Here is a 24,914-nt window from a genome sequence, read left to right as displayed (position 1 = left end):
GTCAGCGGTCCTTCAACAGGGCAAGCACCGCGTCGGCCGCCTGGTTGGAGGCGTCGCGGCGCAGGGTGCGGTGAATCTGGTCGAAGCTGTCGGTCTGCTGCGCGCCATCCTTGAGCAGCGGCGCCAGGGTTTGCGCCAAGGCCTCGCTGGTGGCGGCGTCCTGCAGCAGCTCGGGCACCAGCAACCGCTGGGCGAGCAGGTTGGGCAGCGATACGTAGGGGCTTTTGACCATGCGCTTGAGGATCCAGTACGTCAGCGGTGCCAGGCGGTAGGCCACCACCATCGGCCGCTTGTACAGCATCGCCTCCAGGGTGGCGGTGCCCGAGGCGATCAGCACCGCGTCGCACGCCGCCAGGGCCTGGTGCGACTGGCCGTCGAGCAAGGTCAGCGGCAACTCGCGCCCTTCGAGCATCTGCTCGACCTGGGCGCGGCGCGCGGCATTGGCGCACGGCAGCACGAAACGTGCACCGGGCACCAGCTCGCGCAGGCGCTGGGCTGCGTCAAGGAACAGGGCGCCCAGGCGCCCCACTTCGCCGCCGCGGCTGCCGGGCATCAGGGCAATCACCGGGCCATCACCCAGGCCTAGCTCGGCACGCGCCGCGCCACGGTCACCCTCGAGAGGGATGGTATCCGCCAACGGGTGGCCGACGAAACGCACCGGCACGCCCTGCTCTTCATAGAAGCGCGCCTCGAACGGCAGCAGGGTGAGCATCAGGTCGCACCCCTCGCGGATCTTCAGCACGCGCTTCTGCCGCCAGGCCCAGACCGACGGGCTGACGTAGTGCACCGTCTTGATCCCGGCCTGGCGTAGCTTGAGTTCGATATTCAGGGTGAAATCAGGTGCATCGATACCGATGAACACGTCGGGCTTTTCGCCGATCAGTGTGTGGATCAGTTCCTTGCGCCGCTTGAGTAGCTCACGCAGGCGCCCGAGCACCTCGACCAGGCCCATGACGGCCAGGCGTTCCATCGGAAAGTAGGAGGTCATGCCCTCGGCTTCCATCAAGGGACCGCCAACACCGATGAACCGTACATCGGGATGACGTGCCTTGATGGCGCGCATCAGGCCGGAGCCGAGAATATCGCCGCTGGCCTCGCCCGCGACCAGCGCCACGCAGAGCTGGGCCATGTCAGCGGGTGATGCCGCGTGCGGAATTGGCGATCGATTGGCGGAACAGGTCGACTTCGGGGAACTGCGTTACCAGCTCATCCAGCTCCTTGAGCGCTTCTTCGACGGTCAGGCCCTGGCGGTAGACGATCTTGTAGGCGCGACGCAGGGCGTGCAGCACTTCGTCGCTGAAACCGCGACGGCGCAGGCCTTCGAAGTTCATGCTGCGCGCCTCGGCCGGGCTGCCGAACACGGTGACATAGGCCGGTACGTCCTTGCCGATCGCGGTGCCCATGCCGGAAAACGCGTGGGCGCCGATATGGCAGTACTGGTGCACCAGCGTGTAACCGGACAGGATGGCCCAGTCGCCGACATGCACATGGCCCGCCAGCGCGGTGTTGTTGACCAGGATGCAGTGGTTGCCGATGACGCTATCGTGGCCGATGTGGGCATAGGCCATGATCAGGTTGTGATCGCCCAGGGTGGTTTCCGAACGGTCCTGCACGGTGCCGCGGTGGATGGTGACACCCTCGCGGATCACGTTGTGGTCACCGATCACCAGGCGCGTCGGCTCACCCTTGTACTTCAGGTCAGGGGTGTCTTCGCCGATCGAGGAAAACTGATAGATGCGGTTGTGCTTGCCGATACGGGTCGGCCCTTTAAGCACGACGTGCGGGCCAATGACTGTGCCCTCCCCGATTTCCACATCGGGGCCTACGATCGACCAGGGGCCAACCTCGACGCCCTCGGCCAGCCTGGCCGAGGGATCGATGATCGCCCGTGGGTCAATCGAACTCATAGGGAGCGTTCCGCGCAGGTGATCTCGGCCGAGCAGACTGGCTTGCCGTCCACCAGGGCACGGCATTCGAACTTCCAGATCATGCTCTTGCGGCTGAGGAACTTGGCTTCCAGGACCAGCTGGTCGCCCGGCAGCACTGGCTGGCGGAAACGCAGCTTGTCGGAGCCGACAAAGTAGTAAAGCGTGCCGTCAGCCGGTTTGGCGTCGAGCATCTTGAATCCGAGAATTCCGGCCGCCTGGGCCATCGCCTCGATGATCAGCACGCCCGGCATGATCGGATGCGCCGGGAAGTGGCCATTGAAGAACGGCTCGTTGATGCTGACATTCTTGTAGGCACGAATGCTTTGGGCCTCGAAGTCCAGGTCCGTCACCCGGTCCACCAGCAGGAACGGGTAACGGTGAGGCAGGTATTCGCGAATCTCGTTGATGTCCATCATTTCGGGGGGAAGCCTGTATAAGAATAGGGAGCGCAGGTGCTGACCACACGCTCCTTTTGCAGATCCAAAGAGGAGCCAGCTAGCGACTGTAACGCTCGCTCAGTAAATGGTATCAGCCTTCTGATGTCGGCTGGCCACCTGAGGTCACGGTGTCGACACGCTTTTCCAGCTGCTGGAGACGCTTGGACATCTCGTCCAGCTGGCGAATGCGAGCGGCGCTCTTGCGCCATTCGGCCAGAGGTTGCATGGCCGTACCGGAAGAGTAGCCACCCGGCTCGGTAATCGAACGGGTCACCATGGTCATGCCGGAGACGAAAACATTGTCGCAGACGTCGATGTGACCGACCATCCCGACCCCACCGGCAATCATGCAGTGCTTGCCGATACGGGTACTGCCGGAGATGCCGACACAGGCCGCCATCGCCGTGTGGTCACCGACCTGCACGTTATGAGCGATCTGGATCTGGTTGTCGAGCTTGACGCCATCACCGATGCGCGTATCCGACAGGGCGCCGCGGTCTACCGCGGTGTTCACGCCGATCTCCACGTCATCACCCAGGGTGACGCCGCCGATCTGTGCGATCTTGCGCCAGATGCCCTTCTCGTTGGCGAAGCCGAAGCCCTCGCCGCCGATCACCGCGCCGGACTGGATGACCACGCGCTTGCCAATGGTCACGTCGTGATACAGCGTGACCCGGGGCGCCAACCAGCCACCCTCGCCGATGACACAGCGGGCACCGATAAAGCAGTGCGCGCCGACCGTCACGTTGGCGCCAATGCGTGCACCACTTTCGATCACCGCGAACGGGCCGATGCTGGCGCTAGCGTCCACCTGGGCATCCTCGGCAACCACGGCGCTGGGATGGACTCCCGCCACAGCCTTGGGCTTTGGATCGAACAGGTGCGAGATGCGCGCATAAGCCAGGTACGGGTCGGCCACGACCAACGCATTGCCGGCGAAACCTTCGGCGTCCTCGGCCTTGAGCAGTACCGCGCTGGCCGTGGAATCGTCCAGGAACTTGCGGTACTGCTTGTTGGCCAGGAAACTCAGCTGCCCGGAAACGGCCTCCTGCAAGGTGGCCAACCCGGTGATTTCCAGCGCCTCGGGGCCTTTGAGCTCGGCGCCGAGGGCTTCGGCCAGCTGGCCGAGTGTCATGGTCACGGTCATATCAACGGGCTTGGTTCATGCGCTCGATGACTTGGCGGGTGATGTCGAACTGCGGCTTGACATCGATGACCGCGCCACGCTCGAGCACCAGGTCGAAGCCGCCCTTCTTGATCACTTCCTCGACGGCGCCATCAAGCTTGGGCTTGAGCTGCTTGAGCATGTCGCGATCCGCCACGGCCTTGGCTTCGTTGAGTTCCTTGGACTGGAACTGGAAGTCGCGGGCCTTTTGCTTGAACTCGAGTTCGAGGCGCTCGCGCTCTGGCTGAGGCATCTTGTCGCCGCCCTTGATCAGGCGATCCTGGATGCCCTTGGCGCTGCTTTCCAGGCCCTTGAGCTTGGTCAGTTGCGGGCCGAACTTCTTCTCGGCGTCGACGGCGTATTTCTTGGCCGCGTCGGATTCCAGCAGGGCCATCTGATAGTTCAGCACGGCAACCTTCATTTCGGCGAAAGCCGGGGTGGCGACCAGCGCCGCGGCCACGAGGGCCAGTTGGGTCAACTTACGCACGATGCACTCCTGGATAATCCGTTGTCGTTATGCAAGGGCCGACCTCAGAAGGTCTGGCCCAGAGAGAATTGGAACACTTGCGTGTCGGCGTCGTCCGGCTTCTTGATCGGCATCGCCAGGCTGAAGCTCAGCGGGCCCAGCGCGGTGATCCAGGTTACGCCCAGACCGACGGAGCTGGCCATGTCCGAGAAACCGACCTTGGTGCAGTCCGGCTTGGAACCGCAGTTGGTGTCGAACACGTTACCCACGGCCCAGAACACGGAGGTGCGCAGCGAACGCTGGTCCTTGACGAACGGCAGCGGGAACAGCAGCTCCACACCACCCTGGACGAGGACGTTGCCACCGAACGGCAGCGGATCCTGGTCCGGGTCGGCGATGGTGCCCTGGTTGCCGGTCACCGCAGCGCCGCGGCTCGGGGTACTGCGTGGACCCAGGGTACTGTCCTTGAAGCCGCGCACGGAGTTGAAGCCGCCCGCGTAGTAGTTTTCATAGAACGGCAGGCCGGAAGTCGAGCCGAAACCATCACCGTAGCCCAGCTCGGTGTGCAGGCGCAGGGTGTATTCGTTGTTGATTGGCTTGAACAGCTGGCCACGGTAGTCGAGCTTGTAGAACGACAGGTCGCTGCCCGGCACGGTGGTTTCCAGGGTCAGGCTCTGCGAGTGACCACGGGTAGCCAGCACGCCTTTGTTAAGGGTCGATTCGGACCAACCGATCGAGGCCTTGAAGTTCAGGAAGTTGTCACCCTCGTCCTGGAGGAACTTGAAGATCTCGTCGACGGTGTAGCGGCCGGTCTTGATCTTGTCCTGCTGCACGGTCAGGCCGTAGGTCAGGCGCGAGGTCTCGCTGATCGGGTAGCCGAGGCTGACGCCGGCACCCAGGCTGTCCACCGCATAGCTGGCCACGTCGACGTCGAGGTCGTCGTAGTCGGTGCTGCGGTAGAAGGCGTTGTAACCCAGGCTCACACCGTCGGGGGTGAAGTAGGGATCAACGTAGCCGAAGTTGTAGCGGGTCTGGTATTCGGAACGGGTCAGGCCGATGGAGACCTTGTTACCGGTACCCAGGAAGTTGTTCTGGCTGATCGAACCACCGAGGATCAGGCCCGCGCTCTGGGCGAAACCGACGCTGGCGGTGATCGAGCCGGAGGCCTGCTCTTCGACGCTGTAGTTGACGTCGACCTGGTCGTCGGTGCCCGGCACCGGCGGCGTCTCGACGTTGACTTCCTTGAAGAAGCCCAGGCGCTCAAGGCGGGTCTTGGATTGGTCGATGAGGTAGGTCGAAGCCCAGCCGCCTTCCATCTGGCGCATTTCGCGGCGCAGCACTTCGTCTTCGGTCTTGGTGTTGCCGCGGTAGTTGATGCGGTTGACGTAGGCACGCTTGCCCGGATCGACGACGAACATGATGTCGACGGTGTGATCCTGGTCGTTCGGTTGCGGCACGCCGTTGACGTTGGCGAAGGTGTAGCCTTCGTTGCCCAGACGACGGGTGATCAGGTCGGAGGTGGTGGTCATCACCTTGCGCGAGAACACCTGGCCCGGCTGCACCAGCAGCAGCGACTTGACCTGGTCTTCCGGCACTTTCAGGTCACCGGACAGCTTGACGTCGCGAACGGTGTACTTCTCGCCTTCGTTGATGTTGACGGTGATGTAGACGTGCTTCTTGTCCGGGGTGATCGACACCTGAGTGGAGGCGATGTCCATGTTGATGTAGCCGCGGTCCAGGTAGTAGGAACGCAGGCGCTCCAGGTCACCGGAGAGTTTTTCGCGGGCGTACTTGTCGTCGTTCTTGAAGAACGACAGCCAGTTGGTGGTCTTGAGCTCGAACAGCTGGCCGAGGGTCTCGTCGTCGAAGACGTTGTTGCCCACCACGTTGATGTGCTGGATCGCGGCGACGGTGCCTTCGTTGATCTTGATCTTCAGGCCGACACGGTTGCGCGGCTGCGGCACGACCTCGGCGTCGACTTCGGCGGAGTAGCGGCCCTGGGCCACGTACTGGCGCTGCAGCTCGTTACGCACGCCTTCGAGCGTCGCACGCTGGAAGATCTCGCCTTCGGCCAGGCCCGACTGCTTCAGGCCCTTCATCAGGTCTTCGGTGCTGATCGCCTTGTTGCCTTCGATCTCGATGCTCGACACCGAAGGGCGCTCGACCACGTTGATGATCAGGACATTGCCGTCGCGGTTCAGCTGGATGTCCTGGAAGAAGCCGGTCTTGAACAGCGAGCGGGTGGAATCGACCAGACGGCGGTCGTCGACCTGGTCACCGACGTTCAGCGGCAACGCGCCGAACACGCTGCCGGCGGAAACCCGCTGCAGGCCGTTGACACGAATATCGGAGATGGTGAAGGACTCGGCGTGAACTTCAGCGATCATCAGTGCGGAGAGCACCGCAGTTAGCAGCAGACGTTTCATGAAGTCCTTTTATTCCAACTGGCAATAAACAACCTGCCGCGACAAGGCAGCAGGTTTCGCGATTGAGCGAAGCTTTTATAGTCGACCCAGATCATTGATCAGGGCGAGCAACATCACCCCGACGACCAAACTGATACCGATCTGGACCCCCCAACCCTGCACCCGATCCGAGAGCGGACGACCGCGCGCCCACTCGATCAGGTAGAACAGCAAATGCCCCCCATCCAGTACAGGGATGGGCAGCAGGTTCAGAACCCCCAGGCTTATGCTCAGGTAGGCCAGGAAATTCAGGAAATCCCCAACGCCCGACTGGGCTGAAGCGCCCGCCACTTTAGCAATGGTTATCGGTCCGCTCAAGTTTTTTACCGAGAGCTCTCCGAACAGCATTTTCTTCAGCGATTCGAGGGTCAGGACGCTCATGTTCCAAGTGCGCGACAAGCCCTCGCCCACCGCCTCCAGCGGCCCGTAACTGACCTCGCGGAGCATCTTCGCCGGCCATTCGCTGGCCTTGACCCCGGCGCCGAGGTAACCACCGGACGCCTGGCCTTCGCCCTTGCGCGCCAGGGTGACCGGTAATTCGAGCGTTGCGCCGTCGCGCTCGATGCGCAGGTTCACCGTACGCTCGGGGCGGGCACGGACCGCGTCGACCACCTGCTGCCAGTCGCCCAGCGCCACGCCGTCGAGTGCCAGCAGCTTGTCACCGGTCTTGAGCCCGGCGGCGGCGGCCGGCCCTTTCGGATCGATCTCCGCCAGCACCGGAACCATCGCAGGTCGCCACGGGCGCAGGCCAAGGGACTGGATCGGATCAGGCTCATCGGCGCCCTTGAGCCAATTGTTCAGGGTGATGTCGGCCTGGCGCTCGACCGTTGCCCCTTCGTCGAGCACACCCACTCGCAACGTGCCGCTCTCGCCGAGGCGACGCACCAACTGCAGGTTGACCGCCGACCAGCCATTGGTCGGTTTGCCATCGATGGAAACAATTTCCTGGCCGACGCCCAGACCGGCGCTGGCCGCCAGGCTGCCCGCCTCGACCGCGCCGATGACCGGGCGCACCTGCTGCGAGCCGAGCATGGCCAGCACCCAGAAGAACAGGATGGCGAGGAGGAAGTTGGCGACCGGGCCGGCCGCCACGATGGCGATGCGCTGGCGTACCGATTTACGGTTGAACGATTGCTCGATCAGCGCCGGCGGCACCTCGCCCTCGCGCTCGTCGAGCATCTTGACGTAGCCGCCCAGGGGAATCGCGGCGACGACGAACTCGGTGCCCTGGCGATCGTGCCAGCGCAGCAACGGCGTACCGAAGCCCACCGAGAAGCGCAGGACCTTGACCCCGCAGCGCCGCGCCACCCAGAAGTGGCCGAACTCGTGGAAGGTGACCAGCACGCCGAGCGCAATCAGCGTGCCGACAATCATGTAGAGCGCAGTCATGTCCTATCTCCGGATGACATTCGGCGGAGCCGGCCGCAGGCTTCAGCGGCCGTGGCGTCGCAGCCATTCGCGGGACAGCTCCCGGGCACGCTGGTCGGCGGCGAACACCGCGTCGAGCGTGGGCAATGCCACCACAGGCTCCTGGTCGAGCACCTGTTCGATCATACCCGCGATCTCCGGGAAGCGGATACGCCGCTGGAGAAACGCTTCGACAGCCACTTCGTTGGCGGCATTGAGCACCGCCGGCGCACTGTTGCCCGCCTCGGCAGCCTGACGCGCCAGGCGCAGGCATGGGAAGCGCTGTTCGTCGGGGGCCTGGAAATCCAGACGGGCGATGGCGAACAGGTCCAGCGGCGCCACGCCCGAATCAATGCGCTCCGGCCAGGCCAGGGCATTGGAGATCGGCGTGCGCATGTCCGGGTTGCCCAACTGGGCGAGCACCGAGCCATCGACATAGTCCACCAACGAGTGGATAACACTCTGCGGGTGCACCACCACTTCCACCTGCGAAGGCTTGGCGTCGAACAGCCAGCAGGCCTCGATCAGCTCCAGGCCTTTGTTCAGCATGCTTGCCGAATCGACCGAAATCTTGCGCCCCATGGACCAGTTCGGATGGGCGCAAGCTTGTTCCGGCGTGACATCCAGCAAGGCTTCGGCCGGAGTTTCGCGGAACGGGCCGCCCGAGGCCGTCAGCAGGATCCGACGCACACCGACAGCGCCCAGACCGCGGGCGTAGTCGCCGGGCATGCATTGGAATATCGCGTTGTGCTCGCTGTCGATCGGCAGCAGCACCGCACCGCTACGTTGCACCGCTTGCATGAACAGGGCCCCGGACATCACCAGGGCTTCCTTGTTGGCCAGCAGCACTTTCTTGCCCGCCTCGACCGCGGCCAGGGTCGGACGCAAGCCAGCAGCGCCGACGATGGCCGCCATCACGGTATCGACCTCCGATGCGGAGGCGACCTGGCACAGCCCGGCCTCACCTTCCAGCACCTCGGTGGCACATCCGGCCTTGGCCAGACCCGCGCGCAGGCGCCCGGCCGCCTCGGCACTCGGCACCACGGCGTACGCCGGGCGATGGCGCTCACACAGGGCCAGCAGTTCGTCGATGCGCGAATAGCCGCTCAAGGCGAACACCTGGTAACGGTCAGGGTGGCGAGCGATGACGTCCAGCGTGCTCAAGCCAATGGAGCCGGTGGCCCCCAGCACGGTAATGCGTTGCACGCGATTCACATCACACCCCACTCAGCCGCCCACAACAGTACGGCAAACATCGGAATCGCCGCGGTCAGGCTGTCGATGCGATCAAGCACGCCGCCATGGCCCGGCAGCAGGTTGCTGCTGTCCTTGATGCCTTCACGGCGCTTGAACATGCTCTCGGTCAGGTCGCCGACCACCGAGGACATCACCACCACCACGGCGCCCAGCAAGCCGAGCAGCACCTGGCCGACACTCCAGTCACGGGCAATGCCCACGCCCAGGGTGATCAGCAGGCTGACCGCGAGGCCACCGTACACGCCCTCCCAGCTCTTGCCCGGGCTGACCTGCGGCGCCAGCTTGCGCTTGCCGAAGGCACGGCCGGAGAAATAAGCGCCGATATCGGCCGCCCAGACCAGCACCATGACCGCCAGGATCAGCCAGTTGCCCAATGGCCAGTGCTTGAGCAGCACCAGGCCCTGCCAGGCGGGGAGCAACACCAGCAGGCCGATCAACAGGCGGCAGGCGGCACTGCTCCACAGCTCGCCGCTGCGCGGGTAGGTCAGCACCAGCCACGTAGCCAGCGCCCACCAGATCACCGAAGCGCCCAGTACCCAGGGTGCCAGGTCGGGCATCAGGTAGAGCAGCATCAGCCCGCCCGCCACCACGGCGGCATAGGCGATGCGCAGCGGGTGCGCGACCAGGCCGGCCAGGCGCGCCCACTCCCAGGCACCGAGCGTCACCACGAAACCGATGAAGAGAGCGAAATCCCCACCATTGAGCAGGAAGAAACCACCCACCGCGATCGGCAGCAGGATCAGCGCGGTAATGATGCGTTGTTTAAGCATTAAGCACGGGCTCCGGCTTCGACCTGCTCGCTGGTCTTACCGAAGCGGCGCTGGCGCGAAGCGAAATCGGCCAGCGCGCTGCGCATGGCCTCGTGTTTGAAGTCCGGCCAGTAGAGGTCGGAGAAGTACAGCTCGGCGTAGGCCAGCTGCCACAGGAGGAAATTGCTGATGCGGTGCTCGCCGCCGGTGCGGATGCACAGGTCAGGCAATGGCAGGTCGCCCGTCACCAGGCAGGTCTGCAGCAGGTCCGGGGTGATGTCGTCCGGGCGCAGATGACCGGCCTGCACTTCACGCGCCAGGCGCTGGGCAGCCTGGGCGATATCCCACTGGCCACCATAGTTGGCGGCGATCTGCAGGATGAAGCGGTTGCTGCCGGCAGTCGCGGCCTCGGCCTCGCGCATCGCAGCCTGGAGTTCAGGGTGGAAGCGTGAGCGGTCGCCGATGATGCGCAGGCTGATGTTGTTGTCGTTCAGGCGCTTGGCCTCGCGGCGCAGCGCCTTGAAGAACAGGTCCATGAGGGCACTGACTTCGTCTGCCGGTCGCTGCCAGTTTTCACTGGAGAACGCAAACAGCGTGAGCACCTCGACCTTGGCCTCGGCGCACACTTCGATCACGGCGCGCACCGCATCGACACCCGCTTTATGCCCGGCAACGCCGGGCATAAAGCGCTTCTTCGCCCAGCGATTATTCCCATCCATGATGATCGCCACGTGACGCGGCACCACGGAGGGCACAGTCTGCTTGGTCTTTTCCATGAAGGTGTCCTGACCCTTAGACGGCCATCAGGTCCTTTTCTTTTGCTTCGGTGGCCTTGGTGATCTGCGCCTCGACATCCTTGATCAGCTTGTCGATGTCGGCACTGGCACGGCGCTCTTCGTCTTCACTGATTTCCTTGTCCTTGGACAGCTTCTTCAGGTCACCCATGGCGTCACGACGAATGTTGCGCACGGCAACGCGGGCATCTTCGGCTGCGGCACGGGCCTGCTTGGTGAAGCCCTTGCGGGTTTCTTCGGTCAGCGGCGGCATGTTGACCAGCAGCAACTCGCCCAGGTTGGTCGGGTTGAGGTTCAAGCCGGCGCTGCCGATGGCCTTGTCGATGGCGCCCAGCATGTTGCGCTCGAAAGGCACCACTTGCAGGGTCTGGTTGTCTTTCACGGTCACGTTGGCCACGCTGGTCAGCGGGGTGTCGACGCCATAGTAAGGCACCATCACGCCACCCAGGACGCTCGGGTGCGCCTTGCCGGTGCGGATCTGGCCAAATGCGTGGTTCAGCGACTCCAGCGACTTTTGCATGCGCGCCTGGGCGTCTTTCTTGATTTCGTTGATCATTTTTGAACTTCCTCGATCAGAGTTCCTTCCGCGCCGCCATGCACGATGTTCAGCAGGGCGCCGGGCTTGTTCATGTTGAAGACGCGCAACGGCATCTTGTGATCGCGGCACAGGCAGATTGCCGTCAGGTCCATTACACCCAGCTTGCGATCCAGCACTTCATCGTAGGACAGATGATCGAACTTCTCGGCATGCGGGTCCTTGAATGGATCTGCAGTGTATACACCATCGACCTTGGTTGCCTTCAATACCACGTCGGCATCGATTTCGATGGCGCGCAGGCAAGCGGCGGAGTCGGTGGTGAAGAACGGGTTGCCGGTACCGGCAGCGAAGATCACGACTTCTTTCGAGTTCAGGTGGCGCATGGCCTTGCGGCGATCATAGTGATCGGTGACACCGACCATGGAGATGGCCGACATGACGATGGCGGTGATGTTCGCCCGCTCCAGCGCGTCGCGCATGGCCAGGGCGTTCATCACGGTGGCCAGCATGCCCATGTGGTCGCCAGTGACCCGATCCATGCCGGCTGCGCTGAGCGCCGCACCACGGAACAGGTTGCCACCACCGATCACCAGGCCGACCTGGACGCCGATGCCGACCAACTGGCCAACTTCCAGCGCCATGCGATCCAGGACCTTGGGGTCGATCCCGAACTCTTCCGAGCCCATCAGGGCCTCGCCGCTAAGTTTGAGTAGAATGCGTTTATAGCGAGCCTGATGACCACTGCCCTGCTGAGCCATTGCGAATCTCTCCTGCGGCGTTTGTAAAAATCTGGCGGGCTGTTTTCAGCCTGCGCGTAACTCTAGCGTGACGCAGCTACTGCGTCAGCGAGCAGCGGTCTGGTAAACCACTCCCGCTTTGACAAAGAGGCTGCGCGCGTGAGCGGGCAGCCTCTTTGGGGCGACAGACGAGTCCGTCTTACTGCTTGGCGGCAGCTACCTGGGCGGCAACTTCGGCAGCGAAGTCGTCAACCGGCTTCTCGATGCCTTCGCCAACCTTGAAGTAGGTGAAGGAAACGATTTCGGCACCGGCTTTCTTGGCCAGCGCGCCAACTTTGACTTCCGGATCCATCACGAAGGCTTGCTCTTTCAGCGAGGCTTCGGCTTTGAACTTGGAGATACGACCGTTGATCATGTTTTCAACGATGTTTTCCGGCTTGCCGGCGATCTTGTCGGCGTTCAGCTGCAGGAAGACGTTCTTCTCGCGCTCGATGGCCTCGGCGGAGATTTCCGACGCATCCAGGAACTCTGGGTTCGAAGCAGCAACGTGCATGGCAATGTTCTTGGCCAGATCGACGTCACCGCCTTTCAGGACAACAACGGCACCGATCTTGTTGCCGTGCAGGTAGGCACCGACAACGTCACCCTCAACGCGCACCAGGCGACGGATGTTGACGTTCTCGCCGCACTTGGCAACCAGGGCTTCACGAGCAGCTTCACGCGAGGCGATCAGCGGAGCGGCGTCGGTCAGCTTCTGGGCGAAGGCTTCTTCGATGCTTTCAGCTACGAAGTTCTTGAAGTCGTCCTGCAGGGCCAGGAAGTCGGTCTGCGAGTTCACTTCCAGCAGAACGGCGGATTTACCGTCGGTCTTGACGGCGATAGCGCCTTCAGCAGCGACGTTGCCAGCCTTCTTGGCGGCCTTGATGGCGCCCGAGGCACGCATGTCGTCAATGGCTTTTTCGATGTCGCCGCCAGCCTTTTCCAGGGCCTTCTTGCAATCCATCATGCCTTCGCCGGTACGCTCGCGCAGTTCTTTGACCAGCGCCGCAGTAATTGCTGCCATTTCAAAATCCTCTTGGAAAGTTTTTCAACCATTCCACCCGTTCGTCACGGGCGTTAAATTCTGCAAATCCGCTGTTTTATACCTCAGCCGGCCCATGATGCGGGGCCTTCGCTGACAGCAGGATTTCAAGGTGGCAAAAAGGGGGCAAAGCCCCCTTTTTGCGTGCCAAGTAGACGCTAAGCGTCAATTACTCAGCAGCAGGTGCAGCCGCTTCTTCAACATAGACTTCAGTGCCGCCGGCAACGTTGTTGCGGCCGCGGATGACGGCGTCGGCCATCGAAGTCATGTACAGCTCGATAGCGCGGATGGCGTCATCGTTACCTGGGATGATGTAGTCAACACCTTCAGGGCTGCTGTTGGTATCGACAACGCCGATGACCGGGATGCCCAGCTTGTTGGCTTCGGTGATGGCGATGCGCTCGTGGTCGACGTCGATCACGAACAGGGCATCAGGCAGGCCGCCCATGTCCTTGATACCACCCAGGCTGCGGTCCAGCTTCTCCAGATCGCGCGAACGCATCAGAGCTTCTTTCTTGGTCAGCTTGGTGAAAGTACCATCTTCGGCCTGGGTTTCCAGGTCACGCAGACGCTTGATCGAAGCGCGGATGGTCTTGTAGTTGGTCAGCATGCCGCCCAACCAACGGTGATCAACGTATGGCGAACCGCAACGAGCAGCTTGCTCGGCGACGATCTTGCCGGCGGAACGCTTGGTGCCGACGAACATGATCTTGTTCTTGCCCTGGGCCAGGCGCTCTACGAAGGACAGAGCTTCGTTGAACATCGGCAGGGTTTTTTCCAGGTTGATGATGTGGATCTTGTTGCGCGCGCCGAAAATGTACTTGCCCATTTTCGGGTTCCAGTAACGGGTCTGGTGGCCGAAGTGCACACCGGCCTTCAGCATATCGCGCATGTTGACTTGGGACATGATAGTTCCTTGATAAGTCGGGTTGGGCCTCCACGTATCCCAATGACCAACCCGTGTTTCCAGGGAAACCGGGCACCCAGGCCATCGTGTCGACACGTGTGTGGGTTTGAGCTGACGGAGGACATCCCCCGAAAGCGGCGCATTTTATACCACAGCCGGCGGGCGAACGGAACCCGGATGATGCTTCGTCCGTCAGCGGCTTTTGCAGCCCCCGCCTTTTGGGGCCAGAATGCCCTCAATAGACCACCGGATCTGCTGGACTATCCCGACAGATCGCCGCCGCGCTCTGGTAGAATCCGGCCTTTCCCGTTTGTTCGCGCCGCGCGCGGCGCCGTAGAGAGCCTGTAATGACCGTCACCATCAAGACCGCAGAAGACATCGAGAAGATGCGCATCGCCGGCCGCCTGGCCGCCGAAGTGCTGGAAATGATCGAGCCACACGTCAAGCCCGGCATCACCACCGAGGAGCTCGACCGCCTCTGCCACGACTACATCGTCAACGAGCAGAAGGCCATCCCGGCGCCGCTGAACTACAAAGGCTTCCCCAAGTCGATCTGCACCTCTATCAACCACGTGGTCTGCCATGGCATCCCCAATGACAAGGCACTCAAGGATGGCGACACCATCAACATCGACGTGACCGTGATCAAGGACGGCTACCACGGCGACACCAGCCGCATGTTCCATGTCGGCACCGTCGCGCCGTGGGCCGAGCGCCTGTCCAAGATCACCCAGGAGTGCCTGTACAAGGCCATCGAACTGGTCAAGCCCGGCTGCCGCCTGGGCGACATCGGCGAGGTGATCCAGAAGCACGCCGAAAAGAACGGTTTCTCGGTGGTACGCGAATTCTGCGGCCACGGCATCGGCAAGGTGTTCCACGAAGAGCCGCAGATCGTCCACTACGGCCGCGCCGGCACCGGCATGGAGCTCAAGGAAGGCATGACCTTCACCATCGAGCCGATGATCAACCAGGGCAAGGCCGACACCAAGGTGCTGGGCGACGGCTGGACCGCCATCACCAAGGACCGCAAGCTCTCGGCGCAGTGGGAACACACCTTGGTGGTGACCGCCACCGGCTACGAGATCTTCACCCTGCGCAAGGACGATACCATCCCGCGCACCTCGGCCTGATACTGAACGACAGGAACGCGACTCGATGCCCCAGGTGGATCCCGAGCTGTTCGACCGCGGCCAGTTCCAGGCGGAACTGGCCCTCAAGGCAAGCCCCATCGCCGCCTTCAAGAAGGCCATCCGCCTGGCCGGCGAGGTGCTCGACAAGCGTTTTCGCGAAGGTCGCGAGATCCGCCGGCTGATCGAGGACCGCGCCTGGTTCGTCGACAACATCCTGCAACAGGCCTGGCACCAGTTCAGTTGGGGCGCGCCAGGCGGCATCGCCCTGGTGGCGGTGGGCGGCTACGGCCGTGGCGAGCTGCATCCGTATTCGGACATCGACCTGCTGATCCTGCTCGACGCCGCCGAGCACGAGCAGTACCGCGATGCCATCGAGCGCTTCCTCACCCTGCTCTGGGACATCGGCCTGGAGGTCGGCCAGAGCGTGCGCACAGTCAATGAGTGCGCCGAGCAGGCCCGGGCCGACCTCACGGTGATCACCAACCTGATGGAAAGCCGCACCATCGCCGGCCCCGAAGCGCTGCGCCAGCGCATGCTCGACGCCACCAGCACCGCGCACATGTGGCCCAGCAAAGAGTTCTTCCTGGCCAAACGGGCCGAACTCAAGGCCCGCCACCACAAGTACAACGATACCGAGTACAACCTCGAGCCCAACGTCAAGGGCGGCCCGGGCGGCCTGCGCGACATCCAGACCGTGCTCTGGGTAGCCAGGCGCCAGTACGGCACGCTGAACCTGCACGCGCTGGCCGGTGAAGACTTCCTGCTGGAAAGCGAAAACGAGCTGCTGGCCTCGTCCCAGGCCTTCCTCTGGCGGGTGCGCTACGCCCTGCACATGCTCGCCGGCCGCGCCGAAGACCGCCTGCTGTTCGACCACCAGCGCAGCATCGCCGCGCTGCTGGGCTACACCGACGAGAACCCCAAGCGCGCGATCGAACAGTTCATGCAGCAGTACTACCGGGTGGTGATGAGCATCAGCCAGCTGTGCGACCTGATCATCCAGCATTTCGAAGAGGTGATACTGGCCGATGACAGTGGCGCCACGCAGCCGGTCAATGCCCGCTTCCGCCTGCACGATGGCTATATAGAAGCGGTCAACCCGAACGTTTTCCGGCGCACCCCGTTCGCCATGCTGGAAATCTTCGTGCTGATGGCCCAGCACCCCGAAATCAAGGGCGTGCGCGCCGACACCGTGCGCCTGCTACGCGAACATCGCCACCTGATCGACGACAAGTTCCGCCACGATATCCGCAACACCAGCCTGTTCATCGAGCTGTTCAAGTGCGAGATCGGCATCCACCGCAACCTGCGGCGGATGAATCGCTACGGCATCCTTGGCCGCTACCTGCCGGAGTTCGGCCTGATTGTCGGGCAGATGCAGCACGACCTGTTCCACATCTACACGGTCGATGCGCACACCCTCAACCTGATCAAGCACCTGCGCAAACTGCAATACACGCCGGTCTCGGAGAAATTCCCGCTGGCCAGCAAGCTCATGGGCCGCCTGCCCAAGCCCGAGCTGATCTACCTGGCCGGCCTGTACCACGACATCGGCAAGGGTCGCCAGGGCGATCACTCCGAACTGGGCGCGGTGGATGCGCAGCAGTTCTGCGAACGGCATCAGCTGCCGGCCTGGGACAGCCGCCTGATCGTCTGGCTGGTGCTGAACCACCTGGTGATGTCCACCACCGCCCAGCGCAAGGACCTCTCCGACCCGCAGGTGATCAACGATTTCGCCCTGCATGTCGGTGACGAGACACGGCTGGACTACCTCTACGTGCTGACCGTGGCCGACATCAACGCCACCAACCCAAGCCTGTGGAACTCCTGGCGGGCGAGCCTGCTGCGCCAGCTCTACACCGAGACCAAGCGCGCCCTGCGTCGTGGCCTGGAGAACCCGCTGGACCGCGAAGAGCAGATCCGCCAGACCCAGAGCGCGGCGCTGGACATCCTGGTGCGCGAGGGCACCGACCCGGATGACGTCGAGCAGCTCTGGTCGCAGCTGGGCGACGACTACTTTCTCAAGCACAACGCCGCCGATGTGGCCTGGCACAGCGATGCGATCCTCCAGCAACCGGCCGATGGCGGCCCGCTGGTGCTGATCAAGGAGACCACCCAGCGCGAGTTCGAGGGCGGCACGCAGATCTTCATCTACGCCCCCGACCAGCACGATTTCTTCGCCGTGACCGTGGCCGCCATGGCCCAGCTCAACCTGAACATTCACGATGCCCGGATCATCACCTCGAGCAGCCAATTCACCCTCGACACCTATATCGTGCTCGACAACGACGGCGGCTCGATCGGTGACAATCCACAGCGGGTCAGGCAGATCCGCGACGGCCTGACCGAGGCGCTGCGCAACCCCGAGGACTACCCGGCAATCATCCAGCGTCGGGTGCCGCGTCAGCTCAAGCACTTCGACTTCCCGCCGCAGGTGACCATCCTCAACGACGCCCAACGCCCGGTGACCATCCTCGAGATCACCGCGCCCGACCGCCCCGGCCTGCTGGCCAGGATCGGGCGGATCTTCCTCGAGTTCGACATCTCGCTGCAGAACGCCAAGATCGCCACCCTCGGCGAGCGCGTGGAAGACGTGTTCTTCATCACCGACGCCGACAACCAGCCGCTGTCCGACCCGCAGCTGTGCAGCCGCCTGCAGGAAGCCATCGTCCAGCAGCTGCAGGCCGGCCAGGCCAGCGACGCCAGCCCTACCCGCATGACCTTTTGACGCTAACGAGACCTTGCGCCGATGAACCACGCCCTGACCCAGCTCCAGCCCTACCCGTTCGAGAAACTGCGCGCCCTGCTGGGCACCGTGAAACCGGCCGCCGACAAGCGCGCCATCGCCCTGTCGATCGGTGAGCCGAAGCATGAATCGCCGGCCTTCGTCGCCAAGGCCATGGCCGACAACCTCGACAAGCTGGCGGCCTACCCCAGTACCATCGGCCTGCCGGCCCTGCGCCAGGCCATCGGCCAGTGGTGCGAGCGGCGCTTCGGCGTGCCGACGGGCTGGCTGGACGCCGACCGGCATATCCTGCCGGTCAATGGCACCCGCGAAGCGCTGTTCGCCTTCACCCAGGCCGTGGTCAACCGCGCCGACGACGGCCTGGTAGTCAGTCCCAACCCGTTCTACCAGATCTACGAAGGCGCGGCCCTGCTGGCCGGCGCCACCCCGCACTACCTGCCCTGCCTGGAAAGCAACGGCTTCAACCCCGACTTCGATGCCGTGCCGGCCGAGGTCTGGGAACGCTGCCAGATCCTGTTCCTGTGCTCCCCGGGCAACCCCACCGGCGCCCTGGTGCCGATGGACACCCTGAAGAAGCTGATCGCCCTCGCCGACAAGCACGACTTCGTGATCGCCGCAGACGAGTGCTACAGCGAACTGTACTTTGACGAGGACGCCCCGCCACCAGGCCTGCTGAGCGCCTGCGCTGCGCTTGGTCGCAACGACTTCAAGCGCTGCGTGGTGTTCCACAGCCTGTCCAAACGCTCCAACCTGCCAGGCCTGCGTTCGGGCTTCGTGGCTGGCGACGCCGAGATCATCAAGCCGTTCCTGCTGTACCGCACCTACCACGGTTGCGCCATGCCAGTGCAGACCCAGCTGGCCAGTATCGCCGCCTGGCAGGACGAGGCCCACGTGCGCGAAAACCGCGACCAGTACCGCGCCAAGTACGACGCGGTGCTCGACATCCTGCAGCCGGTGATGGATGTGCAGCGCCCGGATGGCAGCTTCTACCTGTGGGCCAAGGTGCCAGGCAGCGACGCCGACTTCACCCGCGACCTGTTCGAGGCCGAGCATGTGACCGTGGTACCGGGTTCGTACCTGTCCCGCGAAGTGGACGGAGTCAATCCAGGCGCCGGGCGCGTGCGCATGGCGCTGGTCGCGCCGCTGGCCGAGTGCATCGAGGCCGCCGAGCGGATTCGCGCGTTCCTGGGCCGCTGATGGCAGGCGCCCTCCTCACAGGGGGGCGCAATCTGAATCAAGGCAAGCATTAAGTACCGTCAGTGCAGAATGCAGTCGACCGATAGTTGGCACCTCTCTACCCCTGAAGGTGCACAACGATGTCCGATGTTCTCGTGGCAAACGCGATCTACCGCCTACGCCAGAAGCTGCTGCTCCAAGCGATGAAGCCGCGCAGGAAACGCTCGGTGGCCGATCATTCCGTATTCTGGCGCCCAGGCCAGACACTCAGGGTCTCGTTCATCGGCACGCCCTGCCCATGGCTTGAGAAAGCGATTTTCGACACCGCGTGCCAGTGGCTGAAATACGCCAACCTGACATTCGAACGCCTCGGCAACGATGTCGACGAAGCCGAGATCCGTATCCAGACCGATGTGCAGGACGGTGTGAATTTCAGCTTCCTGGGAAACCAGGCGCTGGACGTGGAAGGCGCCACCATGGCATTGGGGGTCAAGCTGTCCGACCCGTTGTTCGAGCCGGTGGTACTGCATGAATTCGGCCACGCATTGGGCATGGAGCACGAGCACCAACACCCACAGGCCAACATTCCCTGGGATCTGGACGCGCTGCGCCAGTCGTTGGCCATGGCCCTGGCCAACGAGGCCAATAATCCGGATCACCTCGACGACCTGATCGAAGAGGACCTCGCGACCCAGTTCCTGCCACTGCCCGACAACGGCGACCTGCTCATCCTGCCCTATGACCGACAGTCGATCATGCACTACCGCATCAGGCAGAAGCTCACGCGCCACGACTTCAAACGCAGCCAGAACCTGAAGATCAGCAAGAAGGACAAGCGCTTCATGCGCCTGGTCTATCCAGCTTCATGTAAACAGCACGGCTAGCGGACCTGCCCGAGGTTGGCCTCGCTCAGGTCCAATTCGCCCAGCACCTGGCGAACCACTTCGTCCCCCACCAGGTGCTGGCGATGCAGCTCGTACAACTCCAGCCGCTGCGCACGCAGGGCACGCAACCGCAGACGGCGTTCGAGCTGATCCATCTGCTCGGCCAGTGCCCTGGCCTCGGCACTGTCGTTGTAGCTGTCCAGTTCATCGCGATACTCGGCCATCAGTCGCGCCTTGAGTTCGGTGGCGAGGGTAGCCTGGGCGGCATCCTGCGGCGCATTGGCATCGATCACCTCTTCGGCTTCCAGGGCATGAATAGCCGCTTCAGCGGTGCGCCGCCAGGCCTCCTGCACCTCCTGGTGCAAGCGCTCGTCGGGGCTCTTGGTCACGCCACGCAGCAGAATCGGCAAGGCAATCACCGCGCTGATCAGTGACAGCAGGATCACCCCGGCGGCAATGAAAATGAGTAGGTCGCGCTCGGGGAAGGCCTCGCCCGCCCCCATCAGCAACGGCACCGACATCACGCCCGCCAGGGTTACCGCGCCACGTACCCCGCCCAACGTCAGCAACCAGCACGAGCGCGCGGTCGGCATCAGCACCAGCGCGGGCTTGCCGCGCCAGCGCCGAACCACACCGATGGCCCGCCAGATGCTTTGTACCCAGATGAACCGCAACAGCACCAACGCAGCGAAAATCGCCACCACGTCCAGGCAACGCCAAGCCAGGGTCGGCCATACCGTCGCCTCGTCGGTGACCACCGCTTTGATGATGTCCGGCAACTGCAGGCCGAGCAGCAGGAAGATCAGGCCGTTGAAGGCGAACTCCAGTAACGACCAGACACTGCGATTGAGCAGGCGCGTGCTGGTCTGGCGTGGCAGCAGGTCGAGCCAGCTCTGCATCATGCCCGCCGCCACCGCCGAGAGGATGCCCGACACGCCCAGGCGTTCGGCCAGTACATAGGCAGCAAAGGGCAGCAGCAGCATGAACACCACGTGGGTGGCCGGATCGTCCCAACCGCGGGTGATCATCCACATGCGCAGGCGCCCCACCAGCCAGCTCAGCGCCACGCCCACCGCCAGGCCGCCAAGGGCGACGAGCACAAAGGTCAGGCTGGCCTCGGTCAGCGAGAACACGCCGGTGATCGCGGCGGCCAGGGCGAACTTGAAGGTCACCAGGCCCGAGGCGTCGTTCATCAATGCCTCACCTTGGAGCATGTGCATCAGGGGCGTGGGCAGGCGGTCCTGGGTGATGGCCGAGACCGCCACCGCATCGGTGGGCGACAGCACCGCCGCCAGGGCAAAGGCCACCGGCAGGGGAATGCTCGGCAGCAGCCAGTGGATGAAGTACCCGGCGCCGACCACGGTGAACAGCACCAGCCCCACCGCCAGTGCCACCACCGGCCCGCGTATGCGCCACAGCTCGCGCTTGGGCATGCGCCAGCCATCGGCGAACAGCAACGGCGGCAAAAACAGGAACAGGAACAGCTCGGGATCCAGCGCCACATGCAGGCCCAGGGTCGGCCAGGCCAGCAAGGCACCCGCACCGATCTGTACCAGCGGCAGCGGCAGCGGCAACACGCGCCCCACCAGTTTCGACACGCTCACCAGCATCAGCAGGATAAGAACGGTATAGGCTGACTGCATCGGCAAGCTTCCTGTTTGATCGTAGAAACCCCAGCAAGGCGAAACATCGCCATTGAAACAATATGTTAGCGAGGATCTTCTATTGTGGACCGCTGCACGTTAGTCGCAACCCGCCGCTGAATATGTAACACAATGCTTCTTGAGACGATGTGACATACATCCCCCCTACCTTCGGGCCCGCAGCCGTGGCGCCAACCCCATCGATACCGCATAATCGCTGCCACCCAATCTTCAAGGAGTATCGGGGACGCCGGGCCACGGCCGGCAGCCCCAGGCATTTCAATGGCTTACACTCTCTACGGCATCAAAGCCTGCGACACCATGAAAAAGGCCCGTACCTGGCTTGAAGAAAAGGCCATTGGCTACGACTTCCACGACTACAAGACCCAGGGCATCGACCGCGACAGCCTGAACCGCTGGTGCGACGAGCATGGCTGGGAAGTCGTGCTGAACCGCGCCGGGACCACCTTCCGCAAGCTCGACGACGCCAGCAAGGCCGACCTCGACCAGGCCAAGGCCGTCGAACTGATGGTCGCCCAACCGTCGATGATCAAGCGCCCGGTGCTCGACCTCGGCGAGCGCACGCTGGTCGGCTTCAAGCCCGACCTGTACGCGGCGGCGCTGGCCTGATCACGCATTACGCTCCATCCCCTTTTCGCATGAGGTAATCGCATGTCTCAATCGCTGTTCAGCCTGGCCTTCGGTGTCGGCACCCAGAACCGCCAGGGCGCCTGGCTGGAAGTCTTCTACGCACAGCCTGTGCTCAAGCCGTCCGCCGAACTGGTTGCGGCCATCGCGCCGGTCCTCGGTTATGAAGGGGGCAACCAGGCCATCGCCTTCAGCACCGCCCAGGCCGCCCAGCTGGCCGACGCGCTCAAGGGCGTCGACGCCGCCCAGGCCGCCCTGCTGACCCGCCTGGCCGAAAGCCACAAGCCGCTGGTCGCCACCCTGCTGGCCGAAGACGGCGCCCTGGCCTCCACCCCCGAGGCCTACCTCAAGCTGCACCTGCTGTCGCACCGCCTGGTCAAGCCGCACGGTGTATCGCTGGCCGGCATCTTCCCGCTGCTGCCCAACGTCGCCTGGACCAACCAGGGCGCGGTCGACCTGGCCGAGCTGGCCGAGCGGCAACTGGAAGCGCGCCTGAAAGGCGAACTGCTGGAAGTGTTCTCGGTGGACAAGTTCCCGAAGATGACCGACTACGTGGTGCCAGCCGGCGTGCGCATCGCCGACACCGCCCGCGTGCGCCTGGGCGCCTACATCGGCGAAGGCACCACCATCATGCACGAAGGCTTCGTCAACTTTAACGCCGGTACCGAAGGCCCGGGCATGATCGAAGGCCGCGTCTCCGCTGGCGTGTTCGTCGGCAAGGGCTCGGACCTGGGCGGCGGCTGCTCGACCATGGGCACCCTTTCCGGCGGCGGCAACATCGTCATCAAGGTTGGCGAAGGCTGCCTGATCGGCGCCAACGCCGGTATCGGCATCCCGCTGGGCGACCGCAATACCGTCGAAGCCGGCCTGTACATCACCGCCGGCACCAAGGTGAACCTGCTGGACGAGAACAACCAGCTGGTCAAGGTGGTCAAGGCGCGCGACCTGGCCGGCCAGACCGACTTGCTGTTCCGCCGCAACTCGCTCAATGGCGCCGTGGAGTGCAAGACCCACAAGTCGGCCATCGAGCTGAACGAGGCACTGCACGCTCACAACTGAGGCTCTGCCTGGGTTTGAGATGATAAGATCGGGTCTGCTCCTACGGGCAGACCCGATTTTTCATTCCAGGCCCCGCGAACATGTTCCAGCCCTCCCCCTGGCGTACCGATTTCCCGGCCATCGCCGCCCTGCAACGGCAGCACCAGACCTACCTGGACAGCGCCGCCACCACGCAGAAACCCCAGGCCCTGCTCGACGCCCTGAACCACTACTACGGTCATGGCGCAGCCAACGTGCACCGCGCCCAGCACCTGCCGGGTGCCTTGGCGACCCAGGCCTTCGAGGGTACACGGGACAAGGTCGCCGCCTGGCTCAATGCAGCCGATGCGCGCCAGGTCGTATTCACCCACGGCGCCACCTCGGCCTTGAACCTGCTGGCCTATGGCCTGGAACATCGCTTCGAGGCAGGCGACGAAATCGCCGTCAGCGGCCTGGAGCACCACGCCAACCTGCTGCCCTGGCAACAACTGGCGCAGCGCCGCAACCTGCGCCTGGTGATCCTGCCGGTCACTGACCAGGGGCATGTAGACCTGGAGCAGGCCCTGCAACTGATCGGCCCGCGCACTCGCCTGCTGGCGATCAGCCAGTTGTCCAATGTGCTGGGGACCTGGCAACCGCTGGCGCCGTTGCTGGCCCACGCCCGCGCCCAAGGCGCGCTGAGCGTGGTCGATGGCGCCCAGGGCGTGGTCCACGGCCGGCACGATGTGCAACAGCTGGGCTGCGACTTCTATGTGTTCTCCAGCCACAAGCTCTATGGTCCGGACGGAGTGGGCGTACTTTACGGCCGCCAGGATGCGCTGGCGTTGCTGCGTCACTGGCAATACGGCGGAGAAATGGTGCAGATGGCGGACTACCAGAGCGCCAGTTTCCGCCCCGCACCACTGGGTTTCGAAGCCGGTACCCCGCCGATTGCCGGGGTGATCGGCCTGGGCGCCACCCTGGACTACCTGGCCAGCCTCGACGTACATGCCGTGGCTGCCCATGAAACCAGCCTGCACCAGCACCTGGTACGGGGCCTGGCCGATCGCGAGGGGGTTCGCCTGCTCGGCTCGCCCGAGGCGGCACTGGCCAGTTTCGTCATCGATGGCGTGCACAACGCCGATATCGCCCACCTGCTGACCGAACAGGGCATCGCCGTGCGCGCCGGGCACCATTGCGCCATGCCGCTGCTCAGGCACCTGGGGCTCGATGGCGCGATCCGCGTATCGCTGGGGCTGTATTCCGACAGCGACGACCTGCAGCGTTTCTTCGAGGCGCTCGACAAAGGCCTGGAGCTGTTGCGATGAACCTTTCGCCAGAGGCCAGCCAAGCGCTGGAAGCTTTCGAACAGGCGCGTGGCTGGGAGCAGCGGGCGCGGTTGCTGATGCAGTGGGGTGAGCGCCTGGAGCCGCTGGACGACAGCGACAAGACCGAAGCCAACCGGGTGCATGGCTGCGAGAGCCTGGTGTGGCTGGTGGCGGTGCAGGATGACGGCCAGTGGCGGTTCAAGGCGGGCAGCGATGCGCGGATGCTGCGCGGGTTGCTGGCACTGCTTCTTGTGCGGGTACAAGGCTTGGCCAGCGATCAGTTGGCAGCGCTCGACCTGAGCGCCTGGTTTACCCAACTAGGGCTGGAGCGGCAGTTGTCACCGTCGCGCAGCAATGGGCTGCATGCGGTGTTGCTGAGGATGGCCGAACTCGCCACCCTGGTCTGAATCGCTG

The 24,914-nt window shown here is 63.7% G+C and carries 23 protein-coding genes; 8 read left to right on the top strand and 15 right to left on the bottom strand.

Features of this window, described 5'->3' with window-relative positions:
- Position 1: 1 nt before the first annotated feature.
- The 14 genes from lpxB to rpsB form a co-directional block, all read right to left on the bottom strand.
- The gene (gene lpxB / locus ABZO33_RS19225; protein ID WP_414537287.1) at positions 2–1,129 is read right to left on the bottom strand and encodes a lipid-A-disaccharide synthase; all 1,128 of its coding nucleotides are present in this window, start codon (positions 1,127–1,129) and stop codon (positions 2–4) included.
- 1 nt (position 1,130) lies between these two features.
- On the bottom strand, positions 1,131–1,907 hold the full coding sequence (gene lpxA, locus ABZO33_RS19220; RefSeq protein ID WP_414537286.1) for an acyl-ACP--UDP-N-acetylglucosamine O-acyltransferase: 777 nt from the start codon (positions 1,905–1,907) through the stop codon (positions 1,131–1,133).
- Positions 1,904–2,344, bottom strand: coding sequence for a 3-hydroxyacyl-ACP dehydratase FabZ (gene fabZ, locus ABZO33_RS19215; RefSeq protein WP_003252314.1), 441 nt, complete (start codon positions 2,342–2,344; stop codon positions 1,904–1,906). The genes lpxA and fabZ overlap by 4 nt, the downstream gene beginning before the upstream one ends.
- Positions 2,345–2,456: 112 nt before the next feature.
- Positions 2,457–3,512, bottom strand: a complete 1,056-nt coding sequence (lpxD, locus tag ABZO33_RS19210; protein ID WP_414537285.1) for a UDP-3-O-(3-hydroxymyristoyl)glucosamine N-acyltransferase — start codon at positions 3,510–3,512, stop codon at positions 2,457–2,459.
- A 1-nt stretch (position 3,513) separates the two neighbouring features.
- Entirely contained in the window at positions 3,514–4,017 is a 504-nt protein-coding gene (locus tag ABZO33_RS19205) for an OmpH family outer membrane protein (RefSeq protein ID WP_414537284.1), read from the bottom strand.
- A gap of 44 nt (positions 4,018–4,061) precedes the next feature.
- A complete protein-coding gene (bamA, locus tag ABZO33_RS19200) occupies positions 4,062–6,422 on the bottom strand; it encodes an outer membrane protein assembly factor BamA (protein WP_414537283.1) in 2,361 nt (786 codons plus the stop codon).
- Between the two features lie 75 nt (positions 6,423–6,497).
- The gene (gene rseP / locus ABZO33_RS19195) at positions 6,498–7,850 is read right to left on the bottom strand and encodes an RIP metalloprotease RseP (protein ID WP_414537282.1); all 1,353 of its coding nucleotides are present in this window, start codon (positions 7,848–7,850) and stop codon (positions 6,498–6,500) included.
- Between the two features lie 42 nt (positions 7,851–7,892).
- Positions 7,893–9,083, bottom strand: coding sequence for a 1-deoxy-D-xylulose-5-phosphate reductoisomerase (ispC, locus tag ABZO33_RS19190; RefSeq protein WP_414537281.1), 1,191 nt, complete (start codon positions 9,081–9,083; stop codon positions 7,893–7,895).
- Entirely contained in the window at positions 9,080–9,895 is an 816-nt protein-coding gene (locus ABZO33_RS19185; RefSeq protein ID WP_414537280.1) for a phosphatidate cytidylyltransferase, read from the bottom strand. The genes ispC and ABZO33_RS19185 overlap by 4 nt, the downstream gene beginning before the upstream one ends.
- Positions 9,895–10,650 carry a polyprenyl diphosphate synthase gene (uppS, locus tag ABZO33_RS19180; RefSeq protein ID WP_414537279.1) on the bottom strand — a complete coding sequence of 252 codons (756 nt, stop codon included), beginning with the start codon at positions 10,648–10,650 and terminating at the stop codon, positions 9,895–9,897. The genes ABZO33_RS19185 and uppS overlap by 1 nt, the downstream gene beginning before the upstream one ends.
- Positions 10,651–10,666: 16 nt before the next feature.
- Positions 10,667–11,224: a ribosome recycling factor gene (gene frr, locus ABZO33_RS19175; RefSeq protein ID WP_414537278.1), complete on the bottom strand. Its 558-nt coding sequence runs from the start codon at positions 11,222–11,224 to the stop codon at positions 10,667–10,669.
- Positions 11,221–11,964, bottom strand: coding sequence for a UMP kinase (gene pyrH, locus ABZO33_RS19170; RefSeq protein ID WP_023629889.1), 744 nt, complete (start codon positions 11,962–11,964; stop codon positions 11,221–11,223). The genes frr and pyrH overlap by 4 nt, the downstream gene beginning before the upstream one ends.
- A gap of 178 nt (positions 11,965–12,142) precedes the next feature.
- Complete coding sequence (gene tsf, locus ABZO33_RS19165; RefSeq protein WP_050704410.1) at positions 12,143–13,006, bottom strand: translation elongation factor Ts; 864 nt, start codon at positions 13,004–13,006, stop codon at positions 12,143–12,145.
- 187 nt (positions 13,007–13,193) lie between these two features.
- Positions 13,194–13,931, bottom strand: a complete 738-nt coding sequence (rpsB, locus tag ABZO33_RS19160; protein WP_023629884.1) for a 30S ribosomal protein S2 — start codon at positions 13,929–13,931, stop codon at positions 13,194–13,196.
- A gap of 347 nt (positions 13,932–14,278) precedes the next feature.
- Between rpsB and map the strand changes: the two genes are divergently transcribed.
- The 4 genes from map to ABZO33_RS19140 all read left to right on the top strand — a co-directional run bounded on the left by map (position 14,279) and on the right by ABZO33_RS19140 (position 19,864).
- On the top strand, positions 14,279–15,061 hold the full coding sequence (gene map, locus ABZO33_RS19155) for a type I methionyl aminopeptidase (protein ID WP_046854393.1): 783 nt from the start codon (positions 14,279–14,281) through the stop codon (positions 15,059–15,061).
- 25 nt (positions 15,062–15,086) lie between these two features.
- Complete coding sequence (locus tag ABZO33_RS19150) at positions 15,087–17,786, top strand: [protein-PII] uridylyltransferase (protein ID WP_414537277.1); 2,700 nt, start codon at positions 15,087–15,089, stop codon at positions 17,784–17,786.
- Positions 17,787–17,807: 21 nt separating this feature from the next.
- Complete coding sequence (dapC, locus tag ABZO33_RS19145) at positions 17,808–19,001, top strand: succinyldiaminopimelate transaminase (RefSeq protein ID WP_414537276.1); 1,194 nt, start codon at positions 17,808–17,810, stop codon at positions 18,999–19,001.
- Between the two features lie 119 nt (positions 19,002–19,120).
- Positions 19,121–19,864, top strand: a complete 744-nt coding sequence (locus tag ABZO33_RS19140; protein ID WP_414537275.1) for a peptidase M12 — start codon at positions 19,121–19,123, stop codon at positions 19,862–19,864.
- Here ABZO33_RS19140 and ABZO33_RS19135 read toward each other — a convergent pair.
- Positions 19,861–21,507 carry a Na+/H+ antiporter gene (locus tag ABZO33_RS19135; RefSeq protein ID WP_414537274.1) on the bottom strand — a complete coding sequence of 549 codons (1,647 nt, stop codon included), beginning with the start codon at positions 21,505–21,507 and terminating at the stop codon, positions 19,861–19,863. The genes ABZO33_RS19140 and ABZO33_RS19135 overlap by 4 nt on opposite strands.
- Before the next feature lie 282 nt (positions 21,508–21,789).
- Here ABZO33_RS19135 and ABZO33_RS19130 point away from each other — a divergent pair, with 282 nt between their 5' ends.
- From ABZO33_RS19130 to ABZO33_RS19115, 4 genes are all read left to right on the top strand, one after another.
- A complete protein-coding gene (locus tag ABZO33_RS19130) occupies positions 21,790–22,137 on the top strand; it encodes an ArsC family reductase (RefSeq protein ID WP_046854389.1) in 348 nt (115 codons plus the stop codon).
- 42 nt (positions 22,138–22,179) lie between these two features.
- Positions 22,180–23,214: a 2,3,4,5-tetrahydropyridine-2,6-dicarboxylate N-succinyltransferase gene (gene dapD, locus ABZO33_RS19125; RefSeq protein ID WP_110701871.1), complete on the top strand. Its 1,035-nt coding sequence runs from the start codon at positions 22,180–22,182 to the stop codon at positions 23,212–23,214.
- 80 nt (positions 23,215–23,294) lie between these two features.
- Positions 23,295–24,500, top strand: a complete 1,206-nt coding sequence (locus ABZO33_RS19120; protein WP_414537273.1) for a cysteine desulfurase — start codon at positions 23,295–23,297, stop codon at positions 24,498–24,500.
- A complete protein-coding gene (locus ABZO33_RS19115) occupies positions 24,497–24,907 on the top strand; it encodes a SufE family protein (RefSeq protein WP_414537272.1) in 411 nt (136 codons plus the stop codon). The genes ABZO33_RS19120 and ABZO33_RS19115 overlap by 4 nt, the downstream gene beginning before the upstream one ends.
- Positions 24,908–24,914 lie beyond the last annotated feature (7 nt).

It is taken from the genome of Pseudomonas sp. CAM1A (genome assembly GCF_047501685.1).
GTDB lineage: Bacteria > Pseudomonadota > Gammaproteobacteria > Pseudomonadales > Pseudomonadaceae > Aquipseudomonas.
This window is presented reverse-complemented; position numbering and strand designations above follow the sequence as displayed.